The 347-nt window shown below is 31.4% G+C and carries 1 protein-coding gene; it reads right to left on the bottom strand.

The annotated features are described in order from the left end of the window. Positions 1-347 (bottom strand): transposase (locus tag Q4548_RS16775; protein ID WP_303457190.1); only part of this gene is annotated, 347 nt, incomplete at both ends.

Genomic DNA, 347 nt, shown 5'->3' with positions numbered 1-347 from the left:
TTTTCTACTTGTTTATACCAATGCGCTAGTTTTGTATAAGCAATTTGTAGGGTTGTTTTTAGGTTGAATATCTCTCTTAGCCCTTGGACTAGTTGATATGCTTTTTGGATCTCCGGGTATTGTTTAAATAGTATTTTAGCTCTTATGCCTTGTGAGTTTGTCCAGTTATTTTGTGCTTTATAGAGTAAGTATCTACTTCTAGCTAATAATTGTTTTAAAGTATCTCCATTATGAAACACTTTAGGATTGTATGTTTTATCTGTTTTTCGAGCCTTATTCATATGCTTGTTTTCTAAATCTATAGCTTCCCATCTGTATTTAATACGAATATTTTGGAGTGCTTCTAT

Source organism: Wenyingzhuangia sp. 2_MG-2023 (assembly GCF_030548295.1).
Lineage (GTDB): Bacteria > Bacteroidota > Bacteroidia > Flavobacteriales > Flavobacteriaceae > Wenyingzhuangia.
This window is presented reverse-complemented; position numbering and strand designations above follow the sequence as displayed.